Annotated in this window: 17 protein-coding genes; 15 read left to right on the top strand and 2 right to left on the bottom strand. The window is 42.4% G+C overall.

Features of this window, described 5'->3' with window-relative positions:
• Positions 1–296: 296 nt before the first annotated feature.
• Entirely contained in the window at positions 297–1,451 is a 1,155-nt protein-coding gene (locus IE104_RS18265) for an AGE family epimerase/isomerase (RefSeq protein WP_189421240.1), read from the top strand.
• 139 nt (positions 1,452–1,590) lie between these two features.
• On the opposite strand, the gene IE104_RS18260 is transcribed toward IE104_RS18265, so the two are convergent.
• Positions 1,591–2,586 carry a LacI family DNA-binding transcriptional regulator gene (locus IE104_RS18260; protein ID WP_189421238.1) on the bottom strand — a complete coding sequence of 332 codons (996 nt, stop codon included), beginning with the start codon at positions 2,584–2,586 and terminating at the stop codon, positions 1,591–1,593.
• A 458-nt stretch (positions 2,587–3,044) separates the two neighbouring features.
• Between IE104_RS18260 and IE104_RS18255 the strand changes: the two genes are divergently transcribed.
• From IE104_RS18255 to IE104_RS18235, 5 genes are all read left to right on the top strand, one after another.
• On the top strand, positions 3,045–4,967 hold the full coding sequence (locus IE104_RS18255; RefSeq protein ID WP_189421236.1) for a sodium:solute symporter family protein: 1,923 nt from the start codon (positions 3,045–3,047) through the stop codon (positions 4,965–4,967).
• Positions 4,968–5,100: 133 nt separating this feature from the next.
• Entirely contained in the window at positions 5,101–6,282 is a 1,182-nt protein-coding gene (gene mgp130, locus IE104_RS18250) for a 4-O-beta-d-mannosyl-d-glucose phosphorylase Mgp130 (protein WP_189421234.1), read from the top strand.
• Positions 6,283–6,288: 6 nt separating this feature from the next.
• Complete coding sequence (gene epiA / locus IE104_RS18245) at positions 6,289–7,521, top strand: cellobiose 2-epimerase EpiA (protein WP_189421232.1); 1,233 nt, start codon at positions 6,289–6,291, stop codon at positions 7,519–7,521.
• Positions 7,522–7,696: 175 nt separating this feature from the next.
• Positions 7,697–9,037 (top strand): glycoside hydrolase 5 family protein, encoded by a 1,341-nt coding sequence (locus IE104_RS18240; RefSeq protein ID WP_189421230.1) that lies wholly within the window; start codon positions 7,697–7,699, stop codon positions 9,035–9,037.
• Positions 9,038–9,500: 463 nt separating this feature from the next.
• Positions 9,501–10,718, top strand: a complete 1,218-nt coding sequence (locus IE104_RS18235; protein ID WP_189421228.1) for a glycoside hydrolase family 27 protein — start codon at positions 9,501–9,503, stop codon at positions 10,716–10,718.
• Between the two features lie 63 nt (positions 10,719–10,781).
• Here IE104_RS18235 and IE104_RS18230 read toward each other — a convergent pair whose 3' ends face one another.
• Complete coding sequence (locus IE104_RS18230; RefSeq protein WP_189421226.1) at positions 10,782–11,762, bottom strand: integron integrase; 981 nt, start codon at positions 11,760–11,762, stop codon at positions 10,782–10,784.
• Between the two features lie 263 nt (positions 11,763–12,025).
• Here IE104_RS18230 and IE104_RS18225 point away from each other — a divergent pair, with 263 nt between their 5' ends.
• The 9 genes from IE104_RS18225 (at position 12,026) to IE104_RS18185 (ending at position 17,222) form a co-directional block, all read left to right on the top strand.
• A complete protein-coding gene (locus IE104_RS18225) occupies positions 12,026–12,517 on the top strand; it encodes a hypothetical protein (protein WP_189421225.1) in 492 nt (163 codons plus the stop codon).
• A 154-nt stretch (positions 12,518–12,671) separates the two neighbouring features.
• The gene (locus IE104_RS18220; protein ID WP_189421223.1) at positions 12,672–13,070 is read left to right on the top strand and encodes a hypothetical protein; all 399 of its coding nucleotides are present in this window, start codon (positions 12,672–12,674) and stop codon (positions 13,068–13,070) included.
• A gap of 104 nt (positions 13,071–13,174) precedes the next feature.
• Entirely contained in the window at positions 13,175–13,639 is a 465-nt protein-coding gene (locus IE104_RS18215; protein ID WP_189421221.1) for a DUF4262 domain-containing protein, read from the top strand.
• A 136-nt stretch (positions 13,640–13,775) separates the two neighbouring features.
• Positions 13,776–14,237, top strand: coding sequence for a hypothetical protein (locus IE104_RS18210; RefSeq protein WP_189421219.1), 462 nt, complete (start codon positions 13,776–13,778; stop codon positions 14,235–14,237).
• A gap of 148 nt (positions 14,238–14,385) precedes the next feature.
• A complete protein-coding gene (locus IE104_RS18205; protein WP_189421217.1) occupies positions 14,386–14,583 on the top strand; it encodes a hypothetical protein in 198 nt (65 codons plus the stop codon).
• Between the two features lie 49 nt (positions 14,584–14,632).
• Entirely contained in the window at positions 14,633–14,959 is a 327-nt protein-coding gene (locus tag IE104_RS18200; RefSeq protein WP_189421214.1) for a hypothetical protein, read from the top strand.
• 150 nt (positions 14,960–15,109) lie between these two features.
• Entirely contained in the window at positions 15,110–15,397 is a 288-nt protein-coding gene (locus IE104_RS18195) for a hypothetical protein (RefSeq protein ID WP_189421213.1), read from the top strand.
• Positions 15,398–16,131: 734 nt separating this feature from the next.
• On the top strand, positions 16,132–16,497 hold the full coding sequence (locus tag IE104_RS18190) for a hypothetical protein (protein WP_189421211.1): 366 nt from the start codon (positions 16,132–16,134) through the stop codon (positions 16,495–16,497).
• 179 nt (positions 16,498–16,676) lie between these two features.
• Entirely contained in the window at positions 16,677–17,222 is a 546-nt protein-coding gene (locus tag IE104_RS18185) for a hypothetical protein (protein ID WP_189421209.1), read from the top strand.
• Positions 17,223–17,479: the final 257 nt, after the last annotated feature.

The following is a 17,479-nucleotide window of genomic DNA, read 5'->3' as shown; positions in this document are numbered from 1 at the left end:
TTGTAATCGGTTACATTTTTTGGCAATATGCTCGAACCAGTTCATTGATTTTAATATTTTTCAATGAATAATCGATTACTTCTTTGGTCAAGTACTGGAATAAGTTATCGATTGCATCCTTGTGATGCTCATGCTGGTGTTAGCCCGCTGTTTGTTTTTGTTGCCCCGGCTTGCCGGGGTTTTTTATGGGAAAAATCCGCCAAAAAATTCAACATGCCATGCTTTTAATTAACTTGCCCTTCGTTTATGGGTATAGTTCTGTCCCATATCGATTCAACTCTGCTTAAGGAAACTCCATGTCTGCACAGCTTAAAGCTCAGGCGCAACGCCTGGAAAACTGGATTAAAAACGACGCAATTCCCCTCTGGCTAGCCCGCGGTATAAACCCTGGAAACGGCGTTAACTATGAGCGTTTACTGCCCAATGGCGAGGTTGATTTCGAGTCGAGTGTGCGTGTTCGGGTGCAGGCGCGTCAGGCATTTTTCTTTGCGCAAGCTGCTGATCGTGGTTGGTGCGATAGTGGTAAATCCGTTGCCCAACGTCTTTTGGCTTTTGTACAAACCCATGCTGCACATCCTTCGGCTGGTGGTGGCTATACCCATCTTTTGGATAAAAGTTATCACGTAGTCGATATCAAACAGGATCTCTACGACCACGCATTTTTCCTTCTCGCTAACGCTTGGGTGTACCGCGTTTGGGGCGATAAAAATGCTCTCGCTGAAGCAGAGAATCTGGTCGCGCATTTGGATGCAAAATTTGGCTCTGCCGTAGGTGGTTGGATTGAGGGTGATTATAAATACGTGTGTCGCCGCCAAAACCCGCACATGCATTTATTCGAAGCTTTTCTTGCACTCTATGATGCGACGGGCAATGCCAAATGGCTGGCGCGCGTAGGCGAATTATTTGCACTGTTCCAAAGCCATTTTTTCGATGCAGAAAAACAAGTCCTGTTTGAATTCTTTGAAGATGATTGGACGCTTTGTGCAGATGCCAAAGGTGAAGTGGTTGAGCCCGGCCATATGATGGAATGGGTTTGGTTGCTCGATTGGTATAGTCGCCGCAGCGGCCGCCCCGTGGCGCACTACACCAAAGCGCTCTACGAGAAAGGCCTGCAAATCGGTATGGATAAATCCGGCTTATTGTTTGATGCAGTCGCTCCCGATGGTCGCGTCATAGACCCCAAAAAACGCTGCTGGGGCATTACCGAATTAATCAAAGCCAGCCTCGTCCAAATTCGCGCGGGAAACCCCAAGGCAGAAGCTATCGCCATTAAAGGTGTTGATGATCTTTTCACTTATTATTTATGCGCTAGCACACCGGGGTCTTATGTGGATCAACGCGGTGCTAATGATGAAATCGTGGTAGATGTTGCGCCCGCAAGTACGCTTTATCATTTGATTGTGGCGGCGGTGGAATTGATTGATCACTGTAATGGTGTTTACAGCAAGTAACCTGCCGCACCCATTAAAATAGGGAATCGTGATCCCCGCTTGCGCGAGGATGACGACCCCCGGTAAAAAGTTTGTGTGGCGGGTATTAATAGCAAAAAGGGGCTGTCGCCCCTTTTTTATTTTGCAGATCTCGAAAAGTTTACGCCTTAACCGGCGCCGTGCTTTTACGAATAATAAATTCCGTTGGCAAAATACATTCGGTTTGGCTGAGCGGTTCGCCTTCAATAATTCGCAACAACATATCCATCGCCATCTTGCCCATCTCTTCAGCAGGTTGGGAGATTGTGGTTAAGCTGGGGTCGCAATATTTGGCGTAGGCGATATCGTCAAAGCCGGTCACTGACATATCTTCCGGAATGCGAATTCCCTGTGCTTTCAGGGTTTGCATAGCGCCAATTGCCATTTCATCATTCATTGAAAAAATAGCCGTGGGGCGGTTTTTCATATTGCAGAACTGGAAGGCAGCATTGAGGCCTGACCACATGGTGAAATCGCCCTCTGCAATCAAATCCCGATCAAACTCAATACCGGCACCGCGTATTGCGTCTTTGTAACCTTCAAGGCGATCCACTGTGTGCGGGTTATCTTTAAGGCCAGAGATAACGCCAATACGTCTGTGGCCCAGGGATATCAAATAATCCACCATGGTTTTGGCTGCGCTGCGATTGTCGATACGGATGGCCGGGCCGGTGGTGTATTCACAGCCGCAAGCGTTCACGCAGGGGATATCCGATGGGATATTGTTTTGGCTTTTCTCAGAGCTGGGGCGCAGTTGGATGATGCCATCCGCCAAACGTGTTTCCACGCGGCGAATATATTCGATTTCGCGTTCGGTGGTGCCGCGGGTATCACCCAGCAATACCGCGTAGCCTTTTTGTTGTGCGCGGTCTTCAAGGGCGCGAATAAATAGCGAATAAAAGGGGTTGGCGATATCTGGCACCAACACAACTACCGCATAAGAGCGGGCAGACCTAAAGTTGCGTGCGAGCATATTGGGTTTATAGCCAACCTGTGCAATAGCGGTGTGGACTTTAGCCAAGCTATCGCTGGATACTTTTTCAGGCATGCTAAGTGCGCGGGAAACGGTGGCTACGGAAACTCCGGCCAAGCGGGCGACATCGCGGATGCTGGACATAATCTGTCTCTTTTTAGTGGTGAGTTATAGTTGTTTGCCAGGGCTGTTGACGGTTCCTGTTTGCACTGCCGGAAGTCATTTTTCCAGCCGTTCGAGTGAAGTGCAAAACAGGCGAGCGTCAACAGAAGAGTGTAACAATAAGCTTTCTGGTGATGTAAATACAGGGCGTCTACAAAGAATATTTACGCCATGCCATTGAATTTAGCTGGTAATTTTAACTGTAACCGATTACATTATGCATCTTCTGATTTGGCTTTACCTTTTAAGGGATCTATAAACCAAGTGGGCTGCGGGAAGATCTATTTTTGTAAAGATGTAACCGATTTAGTTGAACAAACTTTACACGCTAGGCATGATCTTCCGGTTTGGCACTTTATTAGCCGTGCCAGCCCGGGCTTTCCTGAATGCAGCCCTTTATAAAATCCCTGTGGGACAAAACATAATAAGTGGAAAATACGATGAATCTCCCCTTGCTCGATATCCTGATCGTGATTGCGTTTATTTGCTCGACGGTCTGTGTAGGTTTCTGGGTTTCGGCCCGTGCATCCAAAGACATTAATAGCTACTTCCTCGGTGGTAACAAGCTCAAGTGGTACATGCTCGGCCTGTCCAATGCCTCGGGTATGTTCGATATTTCGGGCACCATGTGGTTGGTTTATCTGTTGTTCGTTTACGGTTTGTCGAGCGTCTACATCCCCTGGCTTTGGCCCACCTTTAACCAGATTTTCCTGATGGTATTCCTTGCTACCTGGTTGCGCCGCTCGGGCGTTATGACGGGTGCTGAATGGATTATTTTCCGCTTTGGCGATGACCGCGGTGCGCGCCTATCCAATATTATTGTGGTGGCTTTTGCGCTCGTGGGTGTGATCGGCTTTCTCGCTTATGGCTTTATCGGAATCGGAAAATTTGCCTCGGTATTTTTCCCTTGGAAGCTCTCCGATGATCCGCACATGAACGATGTCTATTACGGCTTGGGCATGACCGCCATCACCACTTTTTACATCATCAAAGGCGGCATGTTCTCGGTGGTGTTTACCGAAGTCTTCCAATTTATTGTGACCACAATTGCGAGTATAGGTGTGGGTATTATTGCGATGAACAGCGTATCGCCCGAAATGCTTGCGGCGGTGGTGCCAGCAGGTTGGGACAGTTTGGCAATTAACTGGCATGTAAATGTGGACTGGGCTGGCCGGTTTGATGCTGCCAACCAAAAAATTGCTGCCGATGGTTATTCGTTGTTTGGTATTTTCTTTATGCTCATGTTGTTTAAAGGTGTGTTGTTGAGCCTTGCTGGCCCTGCACCGAATTACGATATGCAGCGCGTGCTCTCCACCCAATCGCCGCGCGACGCCGCAAAAATGAGTGGCTTTGTAACTGTAGTCTTAATGTTCCCGCGTTACATGTTGATCGCTGGTTTGACCGTATTGGCGCTCGCTTTCTTTATGACGGATTTGAAGGCTATGGGCCCGAATGTAGACTTCGAGCAAATCCTGCCTTTCGTGTTGAAAAATTATATTCCCAGCGGTTTGCTCGGTTTATTAATTGCCGGTTTGCTCGCCGCATTTATGTCCAACTTTGCAGCTACCGTTAACGCGGCGCCAGCTTATGTTGTGAATGATATTTACAAGCGCTACATCAACCCCAACGCGCACCCCAAGCGTTATGTGTACTTGAGCTACGTTGTTTCGCTGATATTTATTGTTACGGGTGTTGCCCTCGGTTTTTACATCCCAAGCGTGAACACAGTCTTGCAGTGGATTGTAAGTGGTTTGTATGGCGGCTACACCGCATCCAACGTGCTCAAGTGGTACTGGTGGCGATTCAATGCTTACGGTTATTTCTATGGCATGGCAGTCGGTATTGTATTGGCCTTAGCCTTGGCGATACCTGAAGCCAACATCGCAGTTGCGCATGGCTTGAACCTGTTTGGTCTGCAATTGGAAAAAGTTGATTTCATCTATGCATTCCCATGGTTGTTCGTTGTTTGCTTAATCACTTGTGTGGTGGCGTCTTTGGTGACTGCGCCTACTGATATGGCGATCTTGAAAAAATTCTATTTAAAAGTTCGCCCATGGGGCTTCTGGAAACCTGTGCATGATGCCTGTTTGCAAGATCATCCTGCGCTGCAAAAAAATACCAACTTCCTGCGCGATATGGTGAATGTAGTTGTGGGGATTGTATGGCAAACCAGTTTGGTGGCTGCGCCGATTTTCCTGGTTATTCATTACTACACCGAGTTCGCACTGTGCATGGGCGTAGCTGCGCTAGGGACTTTATTCTTGTGGAAAAATTGGTATCAACATTTGCAAGATTATCCTGCAGATGTACCCAACGAATTGTTGGTGGGTACCAATGATGCGCATTTGATTAAAAAATCTTGACCGAAAGCGGTTTTATAAAACGGCAATCGGTCTGCAATTAAACTAAAGCAAGCGCAATTGTGTTTGCAAAAAATATTTACAAGCGCAGGCGATTAATAAAGAACTGCGCATAGCTAAGCAATGGGGATTTCCAATGACAGAATTTAAACAAAAGGCGAAAGCTTTACTCGCACAACATGAGGCGCTGATAACAAAAAAAAATACGCCTAAAGAAAATGGTAATGGCATTTACACTTGCTATGAAAACCCAATCCTTACGGCTGAGCATGCTCCCATTTTTTGGCGCTACGATTTAAATGAAAAAACCAATCCATTTTTAATGGAGCGTCAGAGTATGAACGCCGCGTTTAATTCCGGCGCTATCTACTGGAAGGGAAAATATGTTTTGGCGGTGCGTGTTGAAGGCGTTGATCGCAAATCATTTTTTGCAATTGCTGAAAGCCCAAATGGTATCGACAATTTCCGTTTTTGGGATTATCCAATCACCATGCCAGAAACAGATCGTCCAGATACCAACGTTTACGATATGCGTTTAACTGCGCATGAAGATGGATGGATTTACGGTTTGTTCTGCACCGAGCGAAAAGATTTAACGCGCCCTGATGATACTTCCGCAGCAGAAGCGCAATGCGGAATCGCACGCACAAAAGATTTAGTTGTGTGGGAGCGTTTGCCGGATTTGATCACTTATTCTGGTCAACAGCGCAACGTAGTTTTGCATCCTGAATTTATCGATGGAAAATATGGTTTGTTCACGCGCCCGCAAGATGGCTTTATCAGTGTCGGTGGCGGCGGTGGAATAGGTTGGGGCTTGGTTGATGACATGACCCGCGCCGAAGTGAAATCAGAAGTGATTGTAGATGGAAAGGTTTATCACACCATTAAAGAAGTGAAAAACGGCCAGGGCCCAGCGCCTATTAAAACAGCAGAAGGTTGGTTGAACTTGGCCCATGGCGTGCGCAACACTGCTGCCGGTTTGCGCTACACGCTTTATATGTTTATGACGGAACTAGAACGCCCCTGGGTGGTTTCGCACAGTCCTGCCGGTCACTTTATTGCACCGCATGGTGCAGAGCGCGTAGGCGATGTTTCCAACGTTGCTTTTGCCAACGGTTGGATTGTGAATGAAAAAAATGAAGTTTTTATTTATTACGCCTCATCCGATACGCGCATGCACGTGGCGACTTCAACAGTAGAAAAATTAATTGATTACTGTAAAAACACGCCAGAAGACGGTTTGCGTTCCGCGGCATCGGTGGCGGTGCGCAATGAGTTAATTAGTGCAAATTTAAAAATCCTAAAAGATTTGGTGTAATTAACAATGAGTGTTGCGAGTGTCACTAGCCGTTTATCAGCGCTGCAATTTGAATTTCGCGAAGAATTAATTGCCATAGCTGATTGGTGGTTAGCCAATACTATTGATCGCGAGCATGGCGGATTTTTTGGCGAGGTCAGTGAAAATAATTTGCCCGTGAAAGATGCCAGCAAAGGCATTATTTTAAATGCGCGCATCTTGTGGTTTTTTAGCGAGGCAGCAGTATCCCTGGGCTCAATTGACTCCAAAGCTACTGAATGCCGCCATGCGGCCAAGCGAGCTTATGATTACATCGTCAATTATTTTTTTGATGACGAGCATGGCGGTGTCTATTGGGAGCTGGATTCGCTCGGCAATCCCATAAACACCAAGAAACAAGTCTACGCCCAGGCTTTTACTATTTATGCGCTCACTGCTTATTATCATTTAACGCAAGATGAGCAAGCTCTTGCCTATGCTCTGAATTGTTTTGAATTGCTGGAATCAAAAACGATTGATCGCCAGTGTGAGGGTTATCTTGAAGCATTTACCCGCAGCTGGGGAGTAATGGATGATTTGCGTTTAAGTGAAAAAGATTTGAATTTTCCAAAATCACAAAATACCCATTTACATGTGTTGGAGGCCTATACAACGCTCAATAAAGTTCATCCGACTGAAAAAATTAGTGCGGCTTTGCGTTATAACATTGAGCTTTTTGATAAATATATTATTGATAAAAAAACCAGTCATTTGCGTATGTTTATGGATCATGATTGGAAAGATCATTCCCCCGGCTTCACTTATGGGCATGATATTGAAGCGAGTTGGTTAATTGCAAAAGCCCTGGAATCTTTGGGCGACACAGATTATACCCAAGCATTAATGCCTGAGTTGGTGAAAATTGCCGATGTTACCTTGAAGGAAGGGGTAGGTGCGCACGGCCATGTGATTGACGCTTACGACTTTGCGAGCAAAACCTATTTGCCCGATATAGTGTGGTGGGTGCAAGCAGAAGCTTTAGTCGGATTTTTATTTGCCTACAGCGAATCAGGTGAGCAAAAATATTGCAGTGCAGCAGAAAATATTTGGGAGTTTATTAAGCGCTACCAAATTGACAAAGAGCACGGGGAATGGTTTTGGTCGGCAAGTGTTAATGGGCCGCAAGTTCCACCTTATTACAAAGTTGGTTTTTGGAAGTGCCCTTACCATAATGGTCGCGCCATGATGGAAGGGATAAATTATTTGGCAAAGATATTATAAAAACGCCAAAGGTCTTAATGATAAGAAAAATAAACAATACCGCACAGCATCTTTTATTAAAATTTGACTAGCTCCCTATAGTGATTTTTTATCAAAAGCGCAGTTAAACGTGTTTAGAAAAAGTATCAAAATTCCACTTGCATTAACATGCGAGCAAATTATGCGAGGAGACATTATGAAAAAAATTATTAGTAGATGCGCAGCTGCCTTGCTGTTTTGTGTGGCGAGTCTGACTTTCGCTGCCGATAACAAAAAAGTCGATGCCGTTAATAAGGCTGATTTTTTTACCACCAATGGTGCGCACCTTTCTGTGAAAGGTAAAAATTATTATGTGGTGGGTACCAATATGTGGTACGGCGGCTATTTGGGTTCATCAGGTAAAGTTGGCGATAGAGCAAGGCTTGTTAAAGAACTCGATAATTTAAAATTACTGGGCATTAATAACATTCGTGTGTTGGCTGTGTCAGAAAAAGCTGAGCATAACAGCGCTGTTCATCCCGCAACTACCAACGGCTTCGGTGATCACAATGAAGAGCTTTTGGCTGGTTTGGATTTCTTTATGGCAGAAATTGCCAAGCGCGATATTTCTGCGGTTATCTATTTGAATAACTTTTGGCAGTGGTCGGGCGGTATGACTCAATATATGAGTTGGATTGAGGGCACTCCTGCGCAAGATCCTAACGTCACCAAAGATTGGGAAGGTTTTATGGCAAAATCTGCCAGCTTCTATCAAAGCAAAAAAGCCCAAACCGAATGGCGCAAAACCATTAAAAAAATTGTAACACGTGTTAATACCGTGACAGGTAAATCCTACATTAATGATCCATCAATTCTTTCATGGCAATTGGCGAACGAGCCTCGTGCCGGCAATTCAAAAGCATCTGCCAAAGAAAAAGAAATTTACGTAAAGTGGATTAACGACACTGCAAAATATATTCACTCGCTTGACCCTAATCACATGGTGAGCACAGGCAGTGAAGGTTTAATGGGATCTAACAATGATGAAAAATTGTATAGTGATGCACACGCTTCGCCTTACATTAATTACATGACTTATCATATGTGGATTAGAAACTGGGGCTGGTTTGATAAAGCCAAACCAGCAGAAACCTGGGATGCAGGTTTGGCAAAAGCAAACGAATATTTAAATGTGCATATCGACATCGCGAAAAAAGTAAACAAGCCCTTGGTGTTGGAAGAGTTTGGCTTGGATCGCGATTTCGGTTCTTACGATATCAAGGCCACTACTCACTATCGCGACAAATTTTATCGCATCGTTTTCGATACCTTGTATAACCGCGTAAAAGCAGGTGAAGCCATTGCGGGTTACAACTTCTGGGCATGGAATGGTTCTGCGCGCACTACCCGTGCAAATTACTGGTGGCAAACCGGTGATGACTTTATGGGTGATCCACCGCAAGAAGAGCAGGGCATGTATGGAATTTTTGATTCAGATATTTCGACTATCTTAATCATTAAAGAATACGCCGACAAAATGCACGCAATACCAAAATAAATTTGCTTAGGAATTGCGGCGTTAAAATTAGAAACAAAAATGCTCATAAATTGCAGGAGCAATTTACACAGCGAAGCTGCCCTTTGGGTGAACCACATGGATGTGGTAAGTGATTTGCTTATGAGACTCGGCAACTGCTCCTGCGTTGCTCTACCACCTACATCCATGTAGGCGTCCGCTTTTTGTTTCTAATTTTGTCTTGCACTTCCGTTGCAAATAGATATAAGCGTTAAAAACTGCAATTTAGGTTGCAGTTTTTTTGGCAGAAAAATAATTTATATGATTAGTCATACAGGGTTTTTGCTGAAAAATTTTATATGGGAATCGTCATCCTCGCGAAGCGGGGATCCAGCTTTTGATTTTAGTCTGTTAACAACTGGATTTCCGCTTTGCGAGGAGGACGACTCCCTTCTTCAATAAAATGCTATTTGACTCCTGACATTAAAAAATAAAAGGTTTTGTTATGAACAAAAAAATATCTTATCTGCTCGCGCTCTGTGCGGGCTTTCTGTTAGCCGTACAAGTTCACGCGCAAAAATTTGACGAGCTAGCCAAAACTCCGCAAATGGGTTGGAACAGTTGGAATACATTTGGGTGTGAAATTAATGAGCAAATGATTCGTGATATGGCTGACACCATGGTCAAAACCGGTATGAAGGATGCGGGTTACGAATATATTAATATCGACGATTGCTGGCACGGCGAGCGCGATGCACAAGGTTTTATCCAGGCCGATAAAACTCACTTCCCATCAGGCATTAAAGCGCTTGCAGATTACGTGCATAGCAAAGGTCTAAAAATTGGTATTTATTCAGATGCCGGTGGAAAAACCTGCGGCGGTCGCCCTGGTAGCCGGGGCCATGAATATCAGGATGCGATTACCTACGCGAACTGGGGCATCGACTACGTGAAATACGATTGGTGTGACACCAAAGGTATTAACGCAGAGCAAGCCTACACCACCATGCGCGACGCCATTAAAAAAGCAGGCCGCCCAATTTTATTCAGCATTTGCGAATGGGGCGATAATAAGCCGTGGGATTGGGCAAAAGATATTGGCCATTCATGGCGCACCACTGGTGATATCTATCCCTGCTGGAATTGCGAACACAACCATGGTTCATGGTCATCATGGGGTGTCTTGCCCATTTTAGACAAGCAAGCTGGTTTGCGTAAATTTGCCGGTCCCGGCCACTGGAACGACATGGACATGATGGAAGTAGGTAACGGTATGAGCGAAAGCGAAGATCGTTCACACTTTTCGCTTTGGGCAATCATGGCATCACCTTTAATTGCTGGTAATGATTTGCGCAGTATGTCAGACCGCACTCGTAAAATTCTCACTAATAAAGAAATGATTGCAATCAATCAGGATAAATTAGGTATCCAGGCGCAAAAATGGTTAGACGAAGGTGACTTGGAAGTTTTCGCCAAACCGCTTGAGAATGGCGAATTGGCTATCCTTTTTTTGAATCGCTCAGACTCGGCTAAATCGTTAAAACATGTTTGGAAAGATCATTATCTAAAAGACGATCTTTTCAAAACAGAAATTTATTTTGAAAAACAATTCTTCAACTGGAAAAATGTTTGGACCGGCGCCAAAGGCGATACCCAAAACGCCTTCACTCAAACCATTCCAGCGCATGATGTTATTGTCTTGCGTTTAACGCCAAAAAAGTAAAGCTTAATTAGTTTATAAAAAAGCCCGCCTTTTGCGGGCTTTTTACTTTGTGCGGCAAGTTTCTCAATCGAGTGGGCTTTTAACTTTATCGCCAAGTTCGTCCAGCACATGCAAATAAATTTCTGTGGTACGAATATCTGTATGTCCCATTAGTGTCTGGATTTGCTTTAAATCATACTTGGCCTGCAATAAACGCGTTGCAAATGAATGGCGAAAGGTGTGGCAACTGGCTTGTTTGTGAATATTGGCTTTTTTTATTGCTTGCTTAACGTGAGTTTGAATCGTAGTAGGATAAACATGGTGTCTGCGAATAGCATCGCTCCGAGGATCTCTACTGAGATCCTGGCTGGGAAATAAAAACTGCCAGCCCAATGAGTGGCCGGCGGAGGGATATTTTTTTTCAAGTAGGTTGGGCATGTAAACGCCGCTAACGCCAGTGGACTTATCAAAGGCCAATAGGTTTTCAACTATCTTAACTTGCTGTTGTAAATCGGGAATAACACTTTTAGGTAACAAGGTCGTTCGATCTTTAAAGCCCTTGCCGTCCCGAATAACAATATATCCCATTGAAAAATCCACATCCTTAACACGTAAGCGTAACACCTCATTAACGCGGAGGCCTCCACCATACATAAGCTGCGCCATCAGCTTATAAGGCATGACAATATTGTTAATAATGTTTAATGCCTCTGCATGCGTAAATACCGTAGGAGTACGCATTGTTTTCTTCGCATATCTGAATTCAAGCTTCTCAACAGGTTGCTGTAAAAAGCGATTGTATAAAAACATTAGTGCATTCAACGCAAGCTTTTGCGTATTTGCAGAAGCATCCCGTGTGGCGGAAAGGTGAGTTAAATAAGCAGTGATTTCATTTTTACCCATGTCGCGCGGATGGGCTTTGTTGTGAAATAAAATGAATTGCTTGATCCAATAAACATACACATTCTCAGTGGAATAGCTCTTTCCATCAATACGGATAAATGTGCGGACTTGGTCTAAAAACTTCGTAGGTGAAACTGGTAGAGGGGTGCGAATATCGTCCATAATAAATGCCTGTTTGGATAGCCAGTATCGCAAGTGTAGTTACATGTTTTATAAAAAGCAATTAATTAGGAGCGGTGACCGCTGTATAACTCCACATTTAATTCAGAGAGTTATTTAACTTTTTGATTAATCTATGTTTTATTTGTACTCGATTAGGCGTTTAACTGGAGTTATACAGCGCAACTACAAATTAATTGGCTTTTTATTTTGCGGGTTATATAGTTGGCGCTATCTAATAAACTGTTAGCCAAAAATGGAATTGTGTGAATATGAAGTGCGGTATTTGCGGACGTATTTTAGAAAATTCTGAAGATCCGCTTTCATCTGATTGTGGCGGAGACTGCTGGGGTTGCATTGGAGAAACGGAAGCAGATTCTGGCTACATCCCATCATTAGAACAAGTGAGGCTGGAATACGCTGCGGGTTTAAGGCCAAATCTAATTTTTAGTCCAAAAATTTCTTTTAACTACACTCCGTCACCGTCAGGTTGTGTTGTTGTAGAAGCACAAATAAAATTATCAAAGCCAAATGGTGCACCTTGGGCAGGTGAAGTTATCTCTGTATGCCTAGTATGCTCCACTGTAAAAGAAAATTTTCGTCAAGTGTCACAAGAGGAAAAGCTTACAACAAACAGTGCAGGCAATATTAATTTTGTTTTCACTTTTCCTGAAGTTAAAAATTATGAAAAGTTATATGTAGAAGTGTTTCTTGAAAAAACTAAATGGCGTTACCCTGTAGTATTGCCAAATAGCTAACAAGTCGTTGCATCACCGCTCCGGCACTTCGTGCCTGCGCTGGACAGTTTTTAAGTCGCGGTTTTATGGTTTGCTGCGCAAATGTTTCCATAAAACCACAACTTAAAAACTGCCGCTGAACTCGGCGTTATGGAAATCCATAGAGAAATTAATTATGTTAACCATTAAATGGGCTTTAGTTATATTTATGTTTTTTATTAATGCAGCAGCAGAAGCTGATCCTGTTGCCCAATCTAAGACCGGTATAAGCTCGAGCTACTTCGAAAATGTTATGTGCGCAAGCGAATCATCTTCGTTTGCAAAAATCTTTAATAAGCAGGGTCAGGAATATAGTAATCAAACTGTAGAATTTATTCGTCTTTCTGAGAAATACACAAAATTAGCAATAGAATCAGGAATTAAAGCTGGTAAGTCTAAAGAACATACAAAGCAGCTCATAGAATATCAGGCATCTAATTCTTACAAGTTTAATGAAAAATACATAGAGAAAAATGGCTTTGAAGAATTCCATAAAAATGGTTTTGGAATGTTTAATTTAAAGTGTAAAAAGTAGTCAAAATCAAAAGTCCATAACAAGTCGTTCTAGAGCGCACGCTTTGCGTGCTGGGACGCCGTGATACGGCGCCCCTAAACTCGGCGTTAAATTGGAAAATGCGAATGGACGAAAGAGATCGTAAAGCGCTGGAAGATATTGAAAAGCATGGGTGTCATGTTTTAAATGTAATGGAAGGTGAAGATCAGCCATGTTTTTCATATTCTATTGGTATTAATAAGAATCAAAATAAGCCTGAATTAATTGTTGTTGGTTTAAAGAGCACACTTGCCCACTCAATAATAAATAATTACTGTTCTCGGCTTAAAAATGGTGAAACCTTTACACCTGGTAACCTCTACGCTGACTTTATTGAGGGCTTTGAAGTAGCTTTTGTTGAGGTAGACAAAAAGCATTACAAAGAATATTTTGGTTGGGCGCTGTGGCTCTATGCTGGAAGCAATTTCACGGCATATCAGCTTATTTGGCCAACTACGCAAGGCTTATGGCCTTGGAGTGAAGGAAAATCTGAATTTTACATGTGGGCACAACCCATTCTAAATGAATCAGGTGAAATTCAAAAAATTTAACAAGTCGCTCAAGCATCGCGCACTTCGTGCGCTGGACAGTTTTTAAGTCGCGCTTTTGTGGTTTTGCTGCGCAAAAATATTCCACAAAACCGCAACTTAAAAACTGCCGCTTAGCTCGGCGTTAAACTGGGAATATATGAGAAACATAATTTTAATTCTGTTGGCTTTTTCATTTAGCGCTTCGGCTGAAAATATCACTCCTATTTCATATTTTCACGCATCAAGCTGGGCGTCTTCTTTGCCTTTAGAAATATACTTAGATGAATTTGGCAACCTTCTGATTAAATCAGAATGCGAAACAAAAATAGTTAAATTTGTAAAGCACGTAAGTGAACCTGAACTAAACACATTTCTAGTTAAAATTGAGAAAAATATAGCTAATCTTAAAATTCAAGAACTGGAAAATCAGCTAAAAGCTGCAAAAACAAATTCTGAAGAAATATGTACTCATTGTGAACAAATAGATATAGCTATCAATCTAAGTAATTCACGTGAAGAAGTTAGGCTTGAAGGCAATGGTGAGGCTGTTTCAAGTTTAAAAGCAGAAATTCAGTCTCTTTTAAAAAGAAATGGCTATTTGGGCTGCCCTAAAAAGTAAGTTTAACAAGTCGCTCAAGCACCGCGCACTACGTGCGCTGGACAGTTTTTAAGTCGCATTTTTGTGGTTTTGCTGCGCAAAAGTATTCCACAAAACCGCAACTTAAAAACTGCCGCTTAGCTCGGCGTTATATTTAGCGGAGTTCATCATGAGTGAAAATGAACCTTTAATTATTGTATTGGGAATTATCGGCTTACCTATCTTGGCTGTGCTGTATTTTCTTATGCCAAAAGACACTCACTGCAATTATTGTAAATCCCCGCTATCAATGCATAGGCAAAAAACATATCACATCAAGCTAAACGGCCAAGAAAAAGAGGTTTGTAAGCGGTGCTATGGAAAATGACCAAATGAGTTAGATTCAAGTTTCTACACATAACAATGGAGTAAGTGAAGTGAGCGAAGAGCAACAAAACGAAAGTGTTTCCAGTGAAAGTCAGCCTTCAGAGTCAGGAAGCACGGCAGCATTTTTTGCAGTTCTATTCTATGTCATCGCTGTTGGTCTGGCGTTCTTTGGAATTTATATTGGTTTCAAAGAGCTAGGTTACAAAGATGGAATAGTGGGGGGAGATGCATATAATTATATTATTTTTGCGGGTCGTGGTTCTATAATAATAGGTGTGGCAATTGTTGCGGCAATTATAGGTTTGGGTATTCAGATCTATTGTCATTTTTTATTCTTATCGAAAAATTTAATTTATAAAGCAGAGCATAAAATATAACAATTCGTTCCAGCTCCGCTCCGGCACTTCGTGCCTGCGCTGGACAGTTTTTAAGTCGCGGTTTTATGGTTTGCTGCGCAAAATATTCCATAAAACCACAGCTTAAAAACTGCCGCTGAACTCGGCGTTAAGTAAATCAGGTAGCACAAAATGGAACGTGACGAAATCATAGAAATCGGAATTGACTCAGAAGAAAGGCTTTATCTCGTGCCTAAATCAAAGGAATTTCCTTTCATTTATCGTGAAGCAAAAGAGGTTTTTTGGCATCCCGAGCGAAAGTGTTTATATTCACCAAAGCCAAAAGAATGGTCTTACGCTCGTTGGTATAGTCAAATAGTTAATACTGCAAAAGAACAATCTTGTATTTTGTCAATTTCAAAAAATGTAAAATGGGTTGCTATACCTGAATCATTAAAATTTGAAATTCTTGGTTTGTAACTATTTTTTGTTCTTTCAATATTATTGGTTACTGGATTAAACATTTTCGCAAGCAAAAAAGCTACTTAACAAGTCGTTGCAGCTCGCACACTTCGTGTGCTGGACAGTTTTTAAGTCGCAGTTTTATGGTTTTGCTGCGCAAAAGTGTTCCATAAAACCACAACTTAAAAACTGCCGCTGAACTCGCCGTTAAATATTTGAGTTTGTTTTGGTTTGTCGTGGTCGTAAACGCTGTCGTATTTTTTGTGTCTGTGTTTACTCTAAGAAAGAGTCGCACTTGAAAAGTTTGTAGCCACGTTCTTTTGCTCGTCGGGGTTTTGTGTTCCAAACGAAATCCTTATTTGTTCACAGGAAGTCCGGCGCGCTGCCCAACACGCTACTAACAAGTCTGTTTGGGTTCATAGCTGCTGCGAGTTTGGTTAAATTAACTGGCGGGTAGTTTCTAAAAGTATGCATTGGCCAAAAGTGCGCGCTCTTTTCTGGCTATTGCCAATAAGAAAAATTGCGGTAATCTTCGGCGTATTACTTTTAATCGAGTACATGTAGTTGTTAGTTTGAAAACGCATTCTTTCGTTTTTCAAACCATCAAATACTTAACAAGTCGTTCCAGCCTCGCGCACTTCGTGCGCTGGACAGTTTTTAAGTCGCGGTTTTATGGTTTTGCTGCGCAAAAATATTCCATAAAACCACAACTTAAAAACTGCCGCTGAACTCGGCGTTAAAAAGGAGCGAAAATGGACTCTATCTTGTATTCAATATTTGCGTTTATTGGTGTCGCGGCATTTTGTAGTCCTGCACCGATAGTGCTGGCATTTATATACCTAGGTAAATCAAAAAAAGGAAAGCAAAAAGTACAGTCTGAAGTTACTAAAGCGCCGGATAAGAAGTTTGACTTGGCCATAACATATTTCATTGTTAGCTCTGCAATCTCTCCCTTAATTCCCATAATATTTTTATTTAAATGGTATGGTACAGTTGGTTCTGCTAGCGGTGTTCCTCTCATATTTATAATTCCACTTGCATGGCTATTCTTCTTCATGGGTCTTTACAATTTAATTTCATCAGGAATTAAGAAAATTCCAATTGACAATAATCCTTAGTTCTTGGAAAAATTTTTGGTTTTGGGTGCGCAAAAGTAATTTTTAACAAGTCGCTCAAGCATCGCGCACTTCGTGCGCTGGACAGTTTTTAAGTCGCAGTTTTGTGGTTTGCTGCGCAAAAGTATTCCACAAAACCACAACTTAAAAACTGCCGCTTAGCTCGGCGTTAGAGAAATGAAATGCAAGATTCAATTATTAGTCTAGCTGAAGGTTTGTATCTGGAGAACTCAAAGATTCTTGTTCCGTGGTACAAAAATTTAAACGAAATAGCAGGTTTAGGTGGTGAGAAGATTCCGAAGCATGAAAAATTTACACAATTATTTTGGCCAGATGAAAAGGTTTTTGGTGGCATGAGCGTTTCCGTACAAGCTTACAATAACAAAAATGGTATTTTCCATTTAACATACAAGCCTGAAAAAGAATTCAATAGCGCCAAAGTAGAGTTGGAAGCAATTTTTGAAATTTTAAAAGCGCGTTTTGGCAATCCCAATGTGCAAGGGGTAGAAGAAGAAAGTCCTTTTTATCGTTGGCAAGTTGAAACAATATGTATAAATTTAACTATCGCTGAAAAATTTATGTATTATGTTTCTCTGTCGGTATCAAATGGCGCAATAAAAAATTCTCTAACAAGTCGCTCAAGCATCGCCACCTTCGGTGGCTGGACAGTTTTTAAGTTGCGCTTTCGTGGTTTGCTGCGCAAAGTATTCCACAAAACCACAACTTAAAAACTGCCGCTTAGCTCGGCGTTAAAAATTTGAAAGCTGTTTGGTTTATCGTGGTTATAAGTAGTTTCGTACTTTTGTGTTTGTGTTAACTCTAAGAAAGGGTCGCACTGGTAAAGTCTGCAATTGCGTTCTTTAGCTCTTCGAAGTTTAGCTTTCTAAAGCAAATCGGTTTTCGTTCACAGCTAGTTTAGCGTTTTACCTTGGCAGGTTTTCTAAACAAGTACGTTTCGTTTCTCAGGTGTTGCAAGTTTGGTTAA

This window comes from Cellvibrio zantedeschiae, assembly GCF_014652535.1.
Taxonomy (GTDB): domain Bacteria; phylum Pseudomonadota; class Gammaproteobacteria; order Pseudomonadales; family Cellvibrionaceae; genus Cellvibrio; species Cellvibrio zantedeschiae.
Note: the sequence above shows the minus strand (reverse complement) of the source record. Positions and strands in the feature narration are given on the sequence as shown.

What these genes read in the sequence shown, in the direction of transcription:
- IE104_RS18265 (WP_189421240.1), top strand. Translation starts at nt 297, where the DNA reads ATGTCTGCACAGCTTAAAGCTCAGGCGCAACGCCTGGAAAACTGGATT.
- epiA (WP_189421232.1), top strand. Translation starts at nt 6,289, where the DNA reads ATGAGTGTTGCGAGTGTCACTAGCCGTTTATCAGCGCTGCAATTTGAA.
- IE104_RS18260 (WP_189421238.1), bottom strand. Translation starts at nt 2,586, where the DNA reads ATGTCCAGCATCCGCGATGTCGCCCGCTTGGCCGGAGTTTCCGTAGCC.
- IE104_RS18230 (WP_189421226.1), bottom strand. Translation starts at nt 11,762, where the DNA reads ATGGACGATATTCGCACCCCTCTACCAGTTTCACCTACGAAGTTTTTA.
- IE104_RS18185 (WP_189421209.1), top strand. Translation starts at nt 16,677, where the DNA reads ATGCAAGATTCAATTATTAGTCTAGCTGAAGGTTTGTATCTGGAGAAC.
- IE104_RS18190 (WP_189421211.1), top strand. Translation starts at nt 16,132, where the DNA reads ATGGACTCTATCTTGTATTCAATATTTGCGTTTATTGGTGTCGCGGCA.
- IE104_RS18215 (WP_189421221.1), top strand. Translation starts at nt 13,175, where the DNA reads ATGGACGAAAGAGATCGTAAAGCGCTGGAAGATATTGAAAAGCATGGG.
- IE104_RS18220 (WP_189421223.1), top strand. Translation starts at nt 12,672, where the DNA reads ATGTTAACCATTAAATGGGCTTTAGTTATATTTATGTTTTTTATTAAT.
- IE104_RS18210 (WP_189421219.1), top strand. Translation starts at nt 13,776, where the DNA reads ATGAGAAACATAATTTTAATTCTGTTGGCTTTTTCATTTAGCGCTTCG.
- IE104_RS18235 (WP_189421228.1), top strand. Translation starts at nt 9,501, where the DNA reads ATGAACAAAAAAATATCTTATCTGCTCGCGCTCTGTGCGGGCTTTCTG.
- mgp130 (WP_189421234.1), top strand. Translation starts at nt 5,101, where the DNA reads ATGACAGAATTTAAACAAAAGGCGAAAGCTTTACTCGCACAACATGAG.
- IE104_RS18240 (WP_189421230.1), top strand. Translation starts at nt 7,697, where the DNA reads ATGAAAAAAATTATTAGTAGATGCGCAGCTGCCTTGCTGTTTTGTGTG.
- IE104_RS18205 (WP_189421217.1), top strand. Translation starts at nt 14,386, where the DNA reads ATGAGTGAAAATGAACCTTTAATTATTGTATTGGGAATTATCGGCTTA.
- IE104_RS18255 (WP_189421236.1), top strand. Translation starts at nt 3,045, where the DNA reads ATGAATCTCCCCTTGCTCGATATCCTGATCGTGATTGCGTTTATTTGC.
- IE104_RS18195 (WP_189421213.1), top strand. Translation starts at nt 15,110, where the DNA reads ATGGAACGTGACGAAATCATAGAAATCGGAATTGACTCAGAAGAAAGG.